Below are 13,828 nucleotides of genomic sequence, written 5' to 3'. Positions count from 1 at the left end.
GAGCCTGTCGAAGGATGTCCTGTCGGACTTTTATTTGTTTGGTGACGATTCATCCCCCACTAATCTGACGCTATAGTGGGGGTCTTCTCGTCACATTAAGATAAACATATAGCGATAAGACAACATCCACTCTCCTTGACCATGAACATGATCTCCCATGACGCCAATGGGAGCGTGTCCATCAGGTCGTCCCGAGGTCCATTGACCGGGTGCAACTTCCTCCCCGCTATCGGCAAGAATAATCGCTGTGGGTTGAAAGGGGACAGCATCAACCTCGCTTGCATTGAGAGTTGAATTGGTTTCAGCTAAAGGTAGGGAGATGAATTGGATGGCGTAAGAAGAGGGATTTAGCTGGAGAGGAGGGGAAGTCTGAATTTTTTCTAAGCGATCGCGTTTGTTAGCAGGGAGAGTAATAGTAATCGGTTCATCAAGTTCAGTTCCTCTAATTGCAGTGAGGGGCTGCGTTTGCGAGAAAACCGGTAAAGGAAAGAGTAAGGAAAAGCCTGCACTCAGTAAACACCAATTGAGCTTGATCATCTGATTTTAAGAAAAAATTAAAGTGGTAATTGAATCCAGTGCAGAATAAAAAAATTCTCAATTAGAGTCAAAAGACAACCTGTCGAATAACTTAAGTGTTTCCCCGTGAAATGGGTCAGAAGATGAGGTTGTTTTTTCGATGATCAACACTACTCAGTGCTTAAAGGATTAATCCTTCCCTGAACATGACTGGGAATCATCGCGATCGCGCTGCTTTTCGGTCAATCTTTCTTTTCAAAAACGCCAGGCAAGCATCTTTAAACCCGATTTCTTGCCAAATGAGTACCAATTACGCTATAAATAGTATTAGTGACTTCTCTAAGCTTGAACCCTCTGCGAGAGCGAACGAATAACAAGGAGAGAAGTTCTACACGTAGCATTTGCAAAATTTATTGTAAGCGAATTGAATTTATGACTAAGCAAGTAGCTCACCCCATGGTGAAGTTGCAACGTCAAGTGCAGTCACTGATTGATTCCAAACTGCTTAAACCGACTGACAGCATCTGGAAAATTGCACTCCTCTATGGAAATGAATGGTCTTACTGGAAAAATGAACTCCTAGAGTTTGGCTTTTCTATGCAAGACCCCGTTCAAGAACTCATTGCAGTTGATGAATGGGATGACGAATCAGATCAGTAAGATGATGTTTCATCTGTTCAACTTCACTCATAGTTGTTTTAACTAAGCTCGCAAACCCTTGAGTTCTTCTCGTTTTCATCCTGACACGATTGAGAGTATTCGTGAACAAGCTGACATTGTTGATGTCATCTCGGACTACGTCGTGTTACGAAAGCGAGGCAAAGACTATCAAGGGTTATGCCCTTTCCACGAGGAAAAAACCCCCAGTTTTACCGTTAGCCCCAGTAAACAACTTTATTACTGCTTTGGCTGCGGCGCTGGGGGGAATGTCTTTAAGTTCTTGATGGAGTTGGGACAGCAGTCTTTCACTGAAGTGGTGCTAGAGTTAGCCCAACGCTATCAAGTGAGTGTAAAAACCCTTGAACCGGAACAGCAAGAAGAACTGCAGCGAGAACTATCGGTTCGGGAACAACTGTATGAAATCTTAGCCGTTGCGGGGAACTTCTATCAGCACGTTTTGTATCAACCGGAGGGAGAAGTTGCCCTTGCGTATTTAAAATCAGAACGCCAATTGCAAGGGGAAACTTTGCAAAGTTGGGGCTTAGGATATGCTCCTTCCGGTTGGGAAACGCTCTATCGGTACTTAGTGGAACAAAAACGCTACCCGGTGGGATTAGTGGAACAAGCGGGGTTAATCCAACAGCGCAAGTCAGGAAAAGGCTATTATGATCGGTTTCGCGATCGCGCAATGATTCCCATTCGAGATGCCCAAGGACGCACCATTGGCTTTGGCAGTCGCACCCTGAGCGATGATGAACCGAAATATCTCAATTCTCCAGAAACGCCCTTATTTGATAAAAGTCAGACTCTGTTTGCCCTGGATCAAGCCCGAGATGCCATCCGCAAAGAAGACCAAGCGATTATTGTGGAGGGCTATTTTGACGCGATCGCGCTGCATGACGCAGGGATTAAGCCGGTGGTTGCCTCTTTAGGAACCGCACTCAGTAATGACCAGATTCGTCAGTTGTTACGCTACACCGACTCCAAACGGATTATCTTTAATTTCGATGCCGACAAAGCAGGAACAACGGCGACAGAACGAGCTATTCAGGAAATTGAACCCTTAGTTTATTCGGGACAAGTCCAACTGCGGATCTTGAACCTTCCTGGTGGCAAAGATGCCGATGAGTTTCTCAAAAGTAGTGATGATGCTGCCCAACAGTACCGTCAACAATTAGAAACGGCACCCTTTTGGTTAGATTGGCAAATTCAGCTCCTACTACAAGATCAAGATCTCAACCAACCCGATCAAATTCAACAGGTTACACAGGGAATGGTAAAACTGTTGAACCGTCTCCAAGATGTCACCCTGCGCACCCATTATCTTCGCCATTGTGCCGAACGCTTAAGTCAAGGCGATTCGCAACTGACCCCACTTTATACAGAAACGCTGCGAAATGCGCTGAAAAAGCCCCAAGGTCGGAAAAAACAAGCGAAAAAGTCTTCAACAGTCCCCAAAAAAGTCCCGTCCTTTCCGAGCGAGAGTCAACTCCTTGCCCAAGCCGAAGCCTTACTGTTACGCGTGTATCTCCATTGCCCAGGGTATCGGGAAAGAATTGCGGTTACCCTCGAAGAGAAGGAGTTGTTATTGAGTCTATCGCCTCATCGCTGGTTATGGCAGCAAATTTTAAGTTTAGAAGAAACCTATGATTTTAGTGGGGATCATCAAGGAAAAAATCTCTTGTTGCTGCAGTTAGAAAATGAAGTCAGTCAATTGCCCGAGTATGAGAGCCAGTTGAGGAGTATTATTCAGTTACAAGAAACCACCAGCACCGATCTCCAACGTCCGGGATTGGTTTTGCGAGCCGCGATCGCGACGTTAGAACAAACCGCTTGTGAGAAACAAAAACGTTACTGTCTGCAACAATGGCAGCAACTCGATCCCAAGAGTGATGAACCGACCATTCGCTACTATATGGAACAATTCTATGAAGCACAACGCCAGTTAGAATTGCTAAAACAGCAACGCCAGTTTTCCATTAATGAGATTATTAATCCGGTGATGGACAATTAAGAAAAATAGTAGGGAAGATAGAAAAACAGATCCTCATCTTATCAGAAACTTATGCTGCGTTTGAGTTGGATTCCTTTATTTTGTCTCTTATTAATCGGTTGTGCTTCTACTAATACTTCTGTTGCCGATTCTCAACCCGCCGCCACTGAATCACTAGCGCAAAAACTTCCCATTACAGCCCAAGTCGAAATTGGGGGGGAAACCATTGAGTTAGAAGTGGCAAAGACTCCCCAACAACAAGCCATTGGATTAATGTATCGTGAAGCGATTCCTCCCAATCGGGGAATGCTATTTCCAATGAATCCGCCGCGTGTGCCTCGATTTTGGATGAAAAATGTTGAGGTTCCACTCGATATGATTTTCGTAAGTGAGGGAAAAGTTGCCGCGATCGCGCACCAAGTTCCTCCTTGTGAAGACGATCCTTGCACCACTTACAGCCCTAATGTTTTGATTGATCAAGTCATTGAACTCCAAGGCGGACGAGCAAAAGAACTGGGCTTAGAAATTGGCGATTCGATATCCGTCCAAGAAAAGTGAAATTGATCAAATCCTGGCACCCTTTTTCCTAATTAGCGTTTTGCTTCTTTGCTTTCAACTTTTGTCAGTCAATGAGATAGAGGGGAAGCTACGATTCGGGTGCCAATAATTCTGGCATTTCTTCTCCTTCTTTGGGTTGTAATAATTCGGGTGGATTATTGTTCGGTTCAGCTTGTTGTTGAGCTTCTCGTTCAGCTTTGCGCTCTTGTTCCAACTGGCGCTGACGTTCCTGTTCAGCTTGACGCTCTTGTTCCAACTGGCGCTGACGCGCTTGTTCAGCTTGCTCTTGAGCTTCTTGTTCAGCTTGGCGTTGTTGTTCTAACTTTTGTTGACGCTCTCTTTCTTGTTGTTCTGCACGTTCTTGAGCTTCTCGTTCTTGTTGTGATCCTTCTTGAACAAAACTGACGGCAATCTTTCCGGCACGACCATTGGGAGAATCGGTAAAGCGACAACTGCGAGCAAAGTCGAGGGCTGCGCGATCGAGCCGACTCTCACCACTAGAACGAACAATACTGGCACTCGTAACCGAACCACCGGGGCTAACTTGAATACTCACAACCGGTCGTACTTCGACTTCAAAATCAATCTTGGGCTTGCTGCCACATCCCAATAAGGTTCCTCCGCCTGCTGGTAAACGACCCGGGTTAGGAGGATTTGCTCTAGCTTGTTGTTGTTCTCCACTAGAGTTGTTATTTTGTTGGTTGTTTGAATTTCCGGATGAACTCTGACTAGGCTGACTACCTTCAGTTCCTGATTGGGATTGATTGCCCTGTTCTTGGGCAGTATCCTGATTTTCGTTGTTGCCTTGACTTGCTGCTAGACTCTCGGTTTCTTCCTGACTCGGTTCAGAAGCCTCTTTCTTTTCCATATTGTTTTGTGCTGAGCTCAATTGACTATTGTCTAACAAAGGTTTCGGTGCCGGTCTTGATGTATCTAATTCGGGTTTTGGTCTCGGCTCTGGCTCAGGTTCGGGTTGAGCTGTAACTTGCGGCTTGGGCTCAGGTTCGGGTTGAGCTGTAACTTGTGGCTTGGGCTCAGGTTGTGGCTCTGGCTTCGGTTCGGGTTGAGCTGTAACTTGTGGCTTGGGCTCAGGTTGTGGCTCTGGCTTCGGTTCGGGTTGAGCAGTAACTTGTGGCTTGGGCTCAGGTTGTGGCTGAGGCTGAGCAGCCACACCGCCACTCTCTTGTGATTGAGAAGAATCAGAAGAACTAGAAGATGAGGGTTGGCTAGCTTCTGATTGGGATTCGGCGTCAGTTTTCGCTTCAGGTTGGGTTTTGGGTTTCGGTTTTTCTAAAACAATTAACTCGATTGGCTCTTCTGTATCTTTTGAAGCTTCTTTGGGATCAACGTTCCATTCCACTAGACTCAGCCCGCTATGGAGCAGGAGAGAACTAAAAATACTAAATACGAGCAAACGCTGGCGCGATCGCTGCTGTTGATACCGTTGCTCAATCGAAAACTGAGATAGAGCCATTCTCCTGTTTAATTAAGAATTCCTATAAGTTAACGATTCCACATTAAAAGAATTGTTGAGGAAAGTCAAGCAACCAGAAAACAAAAAAAATCCTTGTATTTCAGAATTGATAAAGTTTTATCCCGATTCTTTCAAATCCAGCAATCAGAATAAATCTCGATTTTGATTGACAAACTTTATCAATAAAAGTATAGTCGATTTATTATTGCTTTAAATTGTTAATAAATAAATATCTTTTTTTGAGTGCCATCAGTAAGCTAATGTGATGAAAAATTCTCTTAATAAAGGAGTTTTAGCGAATTATTTGCCAAAAATCAATCGTTCCCAACTAACAATAGCTTTCATTAGTTTGGGGGTGTTGCTAACTTTGGCATTATCTCTCTCTATTGGTTCCGTCTCTTTCACCTATCGTGAGGTATGGCAAGCCCTATTACAACAAGGCGATCAAACGCATCAAATTATTATTTGGCAATTACGATTACCCCGTGTTTTAGCGGCATTTACGGTTGGTGCAGCCTTAGGAACCTCAGGCGCCTTATTGCAGGGAATGCTGCGCAATGCTTTGGCAACGCCCTTTCTGTTGGGAATTTCTGCTGGAGCAGGGTTAGTAGTTGTGGTTTTAATCACATTAAATCAGTTTCTTTTTCTGATCCCCATTGCAGCTTGGGTCGGCGCTATCTTCACCACCAGCCTCGTCTATCTCTTAGCGCGAAGTGGTAACGACATTCGAGTGGAACGTCTAATTTTAGGCGGTGTGGCAGTTTCTTCCCTGTTTGGGGCAATTCAAACAACATTGCTGCTGTTATCGGAGGATGGACGCATTCAAAAGGCGCTGAATTGGATTGTGGGAAGTCTCAATGGACGGGGTTGGTCGGAATTAACCCTATCTGCCCCTTACATTTTCATTGCGTTAATCATCGCTTGTCTATTATCTCGTTCGCTTAATGTTTTAAATCTAGGAGATGAGTTAGCAGTGGGCTTAGGAGTCTCTCTAGCGCGATCGCGCTTATTAATCGGCGGGACAGCAACCCTGCTGGCTGCGAGTGCAGTGAGTATCGCAGGGTTAATCGGGTTTATCGGTTTATTAGTTCCCCATGGGATGAGATTCCTGTTAGGAAACAACGATTATCGCCTGTTAATTCCCCTTTCTGCGGTAGGTGGCGCGATCGTGCTATCTTTAGCCGATTTACTTTCTCGCATGGGTGCGGTGGAGTTACCGGTGGGCGCTGTTACCGCGCTGATTGGGTCGCCTTTATTTGTTTGGCTGCTGTATCGTCGTTCGTTTTGAGGTTAATTTTATGCCCTTAAATAGTTATCACCTCAGCGGAGGTTACGGTTCCAAACTCATTTTAGAAAATGTCAATTTAGAACTGCATTCAGGGGAATGGTTAAGTTTAATTGGTGCGAATGGTTCTGGAAAATCTACGCTAATTAAACTATTATCTCGCATTCTCACCCCTGTTAGCGGAACCGTGCTCTTAGATGGGAAATCCGTCCATAAATTACCCCCTTCAGTAGTAGCGCGATCGCTGGCGATTTTACCGCAACAGCAAGCGATTCCCAGAGGATTAACGGTTGAACAATTCGTCAGTTTAGGGAGAACCCCCCATCAGTCTTGGTATCAATGGGATTTACAAACAGAAGATAAGAAACAGGTGGAAAAAGCCATCGCGGAAACGGCTTTGGACTCCATGCGCGATCGCGCAGTGGAAAACCTTTCGGGAGGAGAAAGACAACGAGCCTTTCTTGCTTTAGCCTTAGCCCAAAATCCCAAAATCTTACTCTTAGATGAACCGACCACTTATTTAGATTTGCATTACCAATTGCAACTTTTGGAGCTATTAAAAAAGCTCAATCAGCAAGGCTTAACCATTATCACAGTGTTACATGAAATTAATCTTGCCAGTCGTTACAGTGACCGGTTGGCGTTACTGAAACAAGGCAAACTTTACGCGGTTGATGAAGTCAACACTGTATTAACTCCCGAAAATTTAAGAGCCGTCTTTGGGGTAGAAGTTGCCATTATTAATACTCCAGTGGGACAACAAATTTATCCCCTAGCGGTCAGCGAAGAAAACCATTTATCAACTGTCATTTAAGAAGCATTATGAAACACAATCAAATCTTTAGTCTCTTAACGCTTTTCCAAAAACCAAATAAACTCAATCGCGAAAACTTGGGAGTTTTGGGAGCTTCTACTATTTTCTTCTTTTTTCTATTAGCAAATACAGCAAAAGCTAGCCCCTTAGAGAATCATCCCTTTATCGCCCATTTTATTGCTCAAAATAACGCCGAAGAAGCCTGTGAAGATGAGGAAGAAAGAAACCCCGAAACCGGAGAATGTGAGTCAGACTATGATTTTGAGGAAGATGTCAACATTGATGATGTCGATTTAGAGATTACCGTTACTGCAACAAAAACGCCTCGTTTTGTATTCGATTCTACTGCTTCCATTGTCATTATTGAATCAGAAGCGATTGAACAACAAGTGATGCGAAGCATCCGAGATTTAGTTCGTTATGAACCTGGGGTTTCTGTAGGGAGAAATCCCAATCGTTTTGGCAATCAGGGCTTTAATATTCGTGGAATTGATGGGAATCGGGTTTTAATTCAAATTGATGGGATTCGCACGGCGGATAATTATGTCGGTCGCGGGAGAGACTTTTTTAACTTAGAAACCATTGAACGAGTAGAAATTATAAAAGGACCCGCTTCCGCCTTATATGGAAGTGATGCAATTGGGGGTGTGGTTTCTTTTATTACTAAAGATCCAGAAGATTATCTTAATATCTTTGGAGACTCAATTTACACGAGCTTTAGTAGTAATTATGGCAGTGATAATGAAGGGAATACAACGACAGGCGTTTTGGCTGTAGAAGATGAAACCGGAACCATAGAAGCCTCTTCTGCAATCACAATTACTAATGATTCTGAGTTTAAAAACTTTGGTGAAATTGAAAATAATCCCCAAGATATTGATGAATTTAATATTCTCACCAAACTGGTTTACAATTTGAATGAAAGTAACAGCCTCAAATTAACAGGAGAAGTGCTTAATAGCGACACAGATACAACATTAATTAATGAGGTGGGGAGAACTCCTCTTGATTTTAGCGGACCCCCTGTATTTTTCCAACGAGAAGAAGTAGAAGCAGAAGATACCAGAAAGCGCGATCGCGTTAGCTTAACTTATGCTTATGATAACGACAATGCAAGCTGGCTACAAAAAGCGAATGTGAATCTCTATTTTCAAAATTCCAGAATTGAAGAAGAAAAAACCTCAATCGGGATTCAGCAACCAACGGTTCCTCCCATTAATACTCCCATTGAACGGATTGATAATAATGAATTTAAACAGGAGGTGTTTGGGGGTGATTTACAACTAGAAAGTAACTTCGCGATCGGAAATTCGGATCATCGTTTAGTCTATGGCGCAGAAATTTATAATACCCAAACCTCTCGTCCTCGCGATAGCAGCATTATTGATTTAACTGATGGTAGTATTACCAAGTTTGTCGCTGGCGAAGAATTTCCCAACAAGACTTTTCCTGATACCGATACCTTTCGTTTAGCCCTTTATGTTCAAGATGAAATCGAAATTGGTCAGTTTTCGATCATTCCGGGTCTCCGTTGGGATTACTATTCTCTAACTGCTAATGAAGATGATGATTTTGCCCGAATTAATGTGAATAATTTTGAAGTGGAAGATGTTAATGAATCGGCGTTTTCTCCCAAATTAGGAATTGTTTATAAAGCGACCCCAGAACTAGCTTTTTACGGTCAATATGCGCGAGGCTTTCGCAGTCCTCCCTACGATGATGCCAATATTGGTTTTACGAACTTTGCATTTGAATATACCGTTTTACCCAATGGAGATTTAGAACCCGAAACCAGCGATAGTTTTGAAGTTGGAATCCGGGGCGCTTATCCCAAGATTAATTTTACCCTCGCTGGCTTTTACAATGATTATGATAATTTTATTGATACCGTGGGATTAGGTCCGCGTCCAAGTGATGGTTTTTTACAATTCCAAAGTCAGAATATTGACCAAGCAGAAATTTATGGTTTTGAAGCGAAATTAGAATATTTTTTGACTGGAAATAAAAATAATGGTTTAAGTTTAATTGGCAATATTGCTTGGGCAGAAGGAAATAATACATCGGGAGATGAATCCGTTCCTTTGAATAGCATTAATCCTCTTGAAGCAGTAGTCGGTTTGCGTTATCGTGCTGCAGAAAATCGCTGGGGAACCGAATTAATTGCCACGATTGTTGGAGAAAAAACACGCATTGATGGTGATGATTTATTTGCACCTGATGGCTACACGATCGTGGATTTAATTGGCTATTACAATATTTCTGATCCCCTGTCAATTAATTTAGGCTTGTTCAATTTATTCAATGAGAAATACTTTATTTGGTCAGATGTTGAAGGAAGAACCAATGATGATGAAGATTTAGAACGTTTTGCACAACCAGGCTTTAATGTGGCTGCTAGCGTTCGTTTTCGGTTTTAAAGGAATCCTCCCTAGCATTTGAGAGGGGAGAACAAATAACAAATAACAAATAACAAATAATAAACCATGCTTTATCGAACTTTTTTCTTCACTTTTCTGCTTAGTGTTTCTCTCGTCGCTTGCGGTGTTAATACAACAGACACTAACCCGAATTCTCAAGCAGAAACTACCACAGATACAGACTTAAATCCTGAAACAGAAGCTGAAAAAGTTGTTGCATTGACTTCTTTAACCGCTGATATTATCTATCGTCTAGATGCAACAAAATTAGTGGGAATTCCAGGGAGTCGTTTACTGAAAGAGGATGAACGATTTACAGACTTCCCCACTATGAATGAAGGACGCACACCACCCGATTTAGAAAAAATTGTTGCTCTTGAACCAGATTTAGTCATTGGTGCAGAAGGATTTAGCGACCAAACGTTATCTAAATTAGAAGAATTAGGAATCAAAACGATCGCGACCAATATTGACAGTTGGACATCTTTAAAAGAGGTCACTAAAACCCTTGCTAGCGCGATTGGATCTGATCCAGAACCCTTACTCAAAGAATATGATACCTATCTCCCCGATAAAACTAATGAAAAAAGCAATCTTTCTACGTTAGTTTTAGTCAGTCGTCAACCGATTTTAGCCCCGAATAAAAATAGTTGGGCGGGGGATTTACTGAGTGCGTTTCCTGTTAAAAATGTGGCTGCTCAATTACAGGGAAGTTCGCCCGTTGGGGGGTATGTCACTCTTTCCCCAGAAAAAATACTTGAATCTAATCCTGATACTTTAATTATTGTCGATCCGAGTCGAGAAGGAATTTTAGAACAACTCAAACAAGAAGCGTTTTGGAAAAATCTCAAAGCAACTCAACAGGATCAAGTGTATGTTTTTGACTATTATGGACTGGTTAATCCAGGGAGTTTAGAGAAAATTAAAACCGCCTCTCAACAGTTAGAAGCAACGTTCAACTAAAGATTCTGAAGATAGCAATGGCAATCTGGCTTTTCTAGTAGAGAAGCAGCTAACCGATTCAGCGCCACCGCTGCGAGTAAGCCGCCCCCAAGGGCACTTTCGCTGGTCAAATAGGGAATAGGTAACTGCAACAGTTGCCGTTTTGCGGCTGGGGCATGGCTAAAACCAATGGGAAGCCCGATGACAAGGGCTGGTTTGCCGCCTTGGGTTTCTACTAGTTCGCAGAGTTTGAGTAGTACAGAAGGCGCATAACCGATGACCCAGATCTGACCTTCAATTTGTTCTGCAAGACGTTGCTGCCAATTGTGATCCTGCCAAAACGCCTCTTCTGCATCTGCAGCAGTATTAAGATGAGAGTCATTCATTAAGGAGAAAGATTGACATCCTAAATGAGCAAGGCGAGTGTGATCTAAGCTGTTAAGAACAGCCGGAACATCAGTCATGATGGTCCCTCCTGTACTCAAAGTTTCTCTGGCAACTTTGATTAGATCCGGGCTGAAACGAATAAAAGCGGCTAAACTAACATCACCACATGCCAAAACTAAATGAGATAAGATATCGACTTCTATTTCAGGTCGCTGAGACAGATCGGGTAACAAACGTTGCAGTGCCTGCTGAAAATTCTCAGGATGATCACAAACGCCAGCGTCTAAAGATGCCCAGAGTCCTTCGCTTAATGATCGCGTCGTTTCCGTTTCCGCTTGCAACCGTCCCAGTTGCGCCAACGCTTCTGCTTGCAGAGATTGGCAAGACTCATCTCTCCCTAATAATCCCTCGAGCGCGATCGCGGTTTGTCGCCATTTCACCAATTGCTGTAAGACACTCTGATATTGTTGTTGTAACTGTTGCAGCAGAGAATCCGATGAAGACTCTTGTTCCAAGATCTGCTTGATATGAGAGAGTTGAAATCCCTGTTGTTTCAGCGCTACAATCCGTTGCAACCGCTGAACATCCGCTTCAGTATAAAGGCGATAGTTACTAGCAGAACGCTTTGGGGAGGGCATTAAACCAATTTGGTGATAGTGTCGTACCATGCGCGGTGTCACACCATCCCCAACCGCGGCAGTGAGTTGTTTAATCGTCAACATCAATCAAAAGTAGAAGATTTCTCTTGACCTTCACATTAATGTCAAAGTTTACCATAACCGAGTAAGTTAATAGGGATTCGGCGCTTATAGATGGTTCCTGCATTGATGAAGAAAGGAAAACTCCCGGCTTGGATAAAAACTTATCCCGACGCGATCGCTGCTGCGGTTTGTGCTATCTTCACCTTCCTCGGTTGGCTGGCACTGAATGGGAATTTACTGGGGTTTGGAATTTGGCTCTTGTTAGCAGCTTATGTCATTGGTGGTTTTGACAATGCCCGTGATGGCGTGAAAACCCTCTGGCAAGAATGGGAATTGGATGTGGACTTGCTAATGATTGTTGCTGCCTTAGGGGCTGCGATTTTGGGGTTGTGGCAACAGGATTATTACCTTTTAGTGGATGGGGCAGTGCTGATTTTAATTTTTGCCATGAGTGGTGCGTTAGAAAACATTGCCATGCACCGCACTGAGCGCAATATTCGCAGTTTGATGGCACTGACCCCTGACACCGCCCGAATTTTGCAACAGGGAAGGGAAACCATGATTCCCACTGAGCAGTTACAAATTGGCGATCGCGTTTTAGTGAAACCGGGGGAAATGTTTCCCACTGATGGGATTATCCGGGAAGGGTGGAGTAGTGTGAATCAAGCACCGATTACCGGAGAATCGATTCCTGTGGAGAAGCAGGTGGAAGATGAAGTCTTTGCCGGAACCATTAACGGTAATGGCGCATTAACGGTCGAACTGCACAAACCTCCCGAAAGTAGTTTGATTCAGCGGGTGATTCAACTCGTGGAGCAAGCAAAAACGTCTCAGCCGCCGTCGCAACAGTTTTTAGACCAGTTTGAACGGGGCTATGCGCGAGTCATTGTTCTCATCGGCGTCGCTTTAGCAACCCTTCCCCCTTTCTTTTTGGCGTGGAATTGGGAAACCACGATTTATCGCGCCTTAGTTTTTCTGGTCGTGGCTTCTCCCTGTGCGCTGATGGCAGCAATTATGCCAACCTTACTATCTGGCATGGCACAAGGGGCGCGCTCAGGAATTTTATTCAAAGATGGAGCGCAGCTAGAACGAATTGGGCAAGTCAGCGCGATCGCGTTTGATAAGACAGGAACGCTGACCATGGGAGAACTACAGGTTACAGAAGTGCTTCCCGCTTTTGACGTAACGAAAGAAGAACTGCTACAAATTGCCGCGTCTCTGGAAGCTTACTCGGAACACCCCATTAGCCAAGCCATTTTACAAGCGGCTCAAGCTGAGAATCTGCCTTTACTCAGCGCGATCAACGTTCAGGCACGAGCCGGACAAGGAATCACCGGGCAAATTGGAGGTCAAGCAGTCACGATCGGTAAAAAACAATTTGTTTTTAATCAACCAATAGAAGTGGATACCAATCTCAATGAGAAGAGTGAATTGCTCGCAGCTCAGGGGTGCAGCGTCATTTGGGTCGTTCAAGAACAGCGACTCCTTGGGATATTAGCGGTTGCCGATCAAGTTCATCCCCAAGCAGCAAAGCTACTAACCAAGTTGAAGCAAATGGGCATTACCACTACAATTATGGTTACCGGTGATCAAATCACGACTGCTCAAACAGTTGCTGCAGCAGTTGGTATTGACCAAGTTTACGCCAATCTTTTGCCAGAGGAGAAAGTCGAGCTCATTCAGCAATTACAACATGATCATACAGTGGCCATGGTCGGTGATGGCATTAACGATGCACCGGCTCTTGCTCAAGCCTCAGTGGGAATTGCCATCGGGGGAGTGGGTAGTGATGTCGCTTTAGAAACCGCTGATATTGTGCTGATGGCAGATCGGTTAGGAAAATTAGAGCAAGCGATTCGCATCGGAAAGCAATCGCAACGGATTATCAAGCAAAATCTGACCCTCGCGCTCACCTCCATTATCCTTTTAATCCTCGCTAACTTTTTCGGGGAATTAACGCTTCCTGCTGGTGTTCTCGGGCATGAAGGCTCAACACTTTTAGTCACGCTTAATGGTTTACGTTTGCTGAGATCTGAGAAACCAACGCTCACGATTGGATAATTTTCTGCTCTCAGGGAGGT

General features: G+C 43.9%; 11 protein-coding genes. 8 read left to right on the top strand and 3 right to left on the bottom strand.

All coding sequences use genetic code 11. The features are described from left to right. Positions 1–90: 90 nt before the first annotated feature. Positions 91–537, bottom strand: coding sequence for a hypothetical protein (locus GVY04_19270; GenBank protein NBD18196.1), 447 nt, complete (start codon positions 535–537; stop codon positions 91–93). 411 nt (positions 538–948) lie between these two features. On the opposite strand from GVY04_19270, the gene GVY04_19265 reads away from it, so the two are divergent. The 3 genes from GVY04_19265 to GVY04_19255 are packed head-to-tail and all read left to right on the top strand — an operon-like array spanning position 949 to position 3,727. Next, entirely contained in the window at positions 949–1,176 is a 228-nt protein-coding gene (locus GVY04_19265) for a DUF4327 family protein (protein ID NBD18195.1), read from the top strand. 58 nt (positions 1,177–1,234) lie between these two features. After that, positions 1,235–3,190 (top strand): DNA primase, encoded by a 1,956-nt coding sequence (locus GVY04_19260; GenBank protein NBD18194.1) that lies wholly within the window; start codon positions 1,235–1,237, stop codon positions 3,188–3,190. A 51-nt stretch (positions 3,191–3,241) separates the two neighbouring features. Continuing rightward, the gene (locus GVY04_19255; GenBank protein NBD18193.1) at positions 3,242–3,727 is read left to right on the top strand and encodes a DUF192 domain-containing protein; all 486 of its coding nucleotides are present in this window, start codon (positions 3,242–3,244) and stop codon (positions 3,725–3,727) included. A gap of 88 nt (positions 3,728–3,815) precedes the next feature. On the opposite strand, the gene GVY04_19250 is transcribed toward GVY04_19255, so the two are convergent. Next, positions 3,816–5,201 carry a TonB family protein gene (locus GVY04_19250; protein ID NBD18192.1) on the bottom strand — a complete coding sequence of 462 codons (1,386 nt, stop codon included), beginning with the start codon at positions 5,199–5,201 and terminating at the stop codon, positions 3,816–3,818. A 265-nt stretch (positions 5,202–5,466) separates the two neighbouring features. On the opposite strand from GVY04_19250, the gene GVY04_19245 reads away from it, so the two are divergent. The 4 genes from GVY04_19245 to GVY04_19230 all read left to right on the top strand — a co-directional run bounded on the left by GVY04_19245 (position 5,467) and on the right by GVY04_19230 (position 10,680). Then, a complete protein-coding gene (locus tag GVY04_19245; GenBank protein NBD18191.1) occupies positions 5,467–6,489 on the top strand; it encodes an iron chelate uptake ABC transporter family permease subunit in 1,023 nt (340 codons plus the stop codon). A gap of 10 nt (positions 6,490–6,499) precedes the next feature. Continuing rightward, complete coding sequence (locus tag GVY04_19240; GenBank protein NBD18190.1) at positions 6,500–7,300, top strand: ATP-binding cassette domain-containing protein; 801 nt, start codon at positions 6,500–6,502, stop codon at positions 7,298–7,300. Positions 7,301–7,308: 8 nt separating this feature from the next. Next, on the top strand, positions 7,309–9,717 hold the full coding sequence (locus tag GVY04_19235) for a TonB-dependent hemoglobin/transferrin/lactoferrin family receptor (GenBank protein ID NBD18189.1): 2,409 nt from the start codon (positions 7,309–7,311) through the stop codon (positions 9,715–9,717). A gap of 66 nt (positions 9,718–9,783) precedes the next feature. Continuing rightward, complete coding sequence (locus GVY04_19230; GenBank protein ID NBD18188.1) at positions 9,784–10,680, top strand: ABC transporter substrate-binding protein; 897 nt, start codon at positions 9,784–9,786, stop codon at positions 10,678–10,680. On the opposite strand, the gene GVY04_19225 is transcribed toward GVY04_19230, so the two are convergent. Then, entirely contained in the window at positions 10,677–11,768 is a 1,092-nt protein-coding gene (locus tag GVY04_19225; protein ID NBD18187.1) for a MerR family transcriptional regulator, read from the bottom strand. The genes GVY04_19230 and GVY04_19225 overlap by 4 nt on opposite strands. A gap of 90 nt (positions 11,769–11,858) precedes the next feature. On the opposite strand from GVY04_19225, the gene GVY04_19220 reads away from it, so the two are divergent. Continuing rightward, complete coding sequence (locus GVY04_19220; GenBank protein NBD18186.1) at positions 11,859–13,808, top strand: heavy metal translocating P-type ATPase; 1,950 nt, start codon at positions 11,859–11,861, stop codon at positions 13,806–13,808. Positions 13,809–13,828 lie beyond the last annotated feature (20 nt).

This window comes from Cyanobacteria bacterium GSL.Bin1 (genome assembly GCA_009909085.1).
Classification (GTDB): Bacteria; Cyanobacteriota; Cyanobacteriia; order Cyanobacteriales; family Rubidibacteraceae; genus Halothece.
The sequence above is the reverse complement of the archived record's forward strand: the minus strand, read 5'-3'. Positions and strand labels throughout refer to the sequence as shown.

Excerpts from the sequence above, each read along its gene's own strand:
- GVY04_19270 (NBD18196.1), bottom strand. The coding sequence starts at position 537 with ATGATCAAGCTCAATTGGTGTTTACTGAGTGCAGGCTTTTCCTTACTC.
- GVY04_19265 (NBD18195.1), top strand. The coding sequence starts at position 949 with ATGACTAAGCAAGTAGCTCACCCCATGGTGAAGTTGCAACGTCAAGTG.
- GVY04_19255 (NBD18193.1), top strand. The coding sequence starts at position 3,242 with ATGCTGCGTTTGAGTTGGATTCCTTTATTTTGTCTCTTATTAATCGGT.
- GVY04_19250 (NBD18192.1), bottom strand. The coding sequence starts at position 5,201 with ATGGCTCTATCTCAGTTTTCGATTGAGCAACGGTATCAACAGCAGCGA.
- GVY04_19245 (NBD18191.1), top strand. The coding sequence starts at position 5,467 with ATGAAAAATTCTCTTAATAAAGGAGTTTTAGCGAATTATTTGCCAAAA.
- GVY04_19240 (NBD18190.1), top strand. The coding sequence starts at position 6,500 with ATGCCCTTAAATAGTTATCACCTCAGCGGAGGTTACGGTTCCAAACTC.
- GVY04_19235 (NBD18189.1), top strand. The coding sequence starts at position 7,309 with ATGAAACACAATCAAATCTTTAGTCTCTTAACGCTTTTCCAAAAACCA.
- GVY04_19230 (NBD18188.1), top strand. The coding sequence starts at position 9,784 with ATGCTTTATCGAACTTTTTTCTTCACTTTTCTGCTTAGTGTTTCTCTC.
- GVY04_19225 (NBD18187.1), bottom strand. The coding sequence starts at position 11,768 with ATGTTGACGATTAAACAACTCACTGCCGCGGTTGGGGATGGTGTGACA.
- GVY04_19220 (NBD18186.1), top strand. The coding sequence starts at position 11,859 with ATGGTTCCTGCATTGATGAAGAAAGGAAAACTCCCGGCTTGGATAAAA.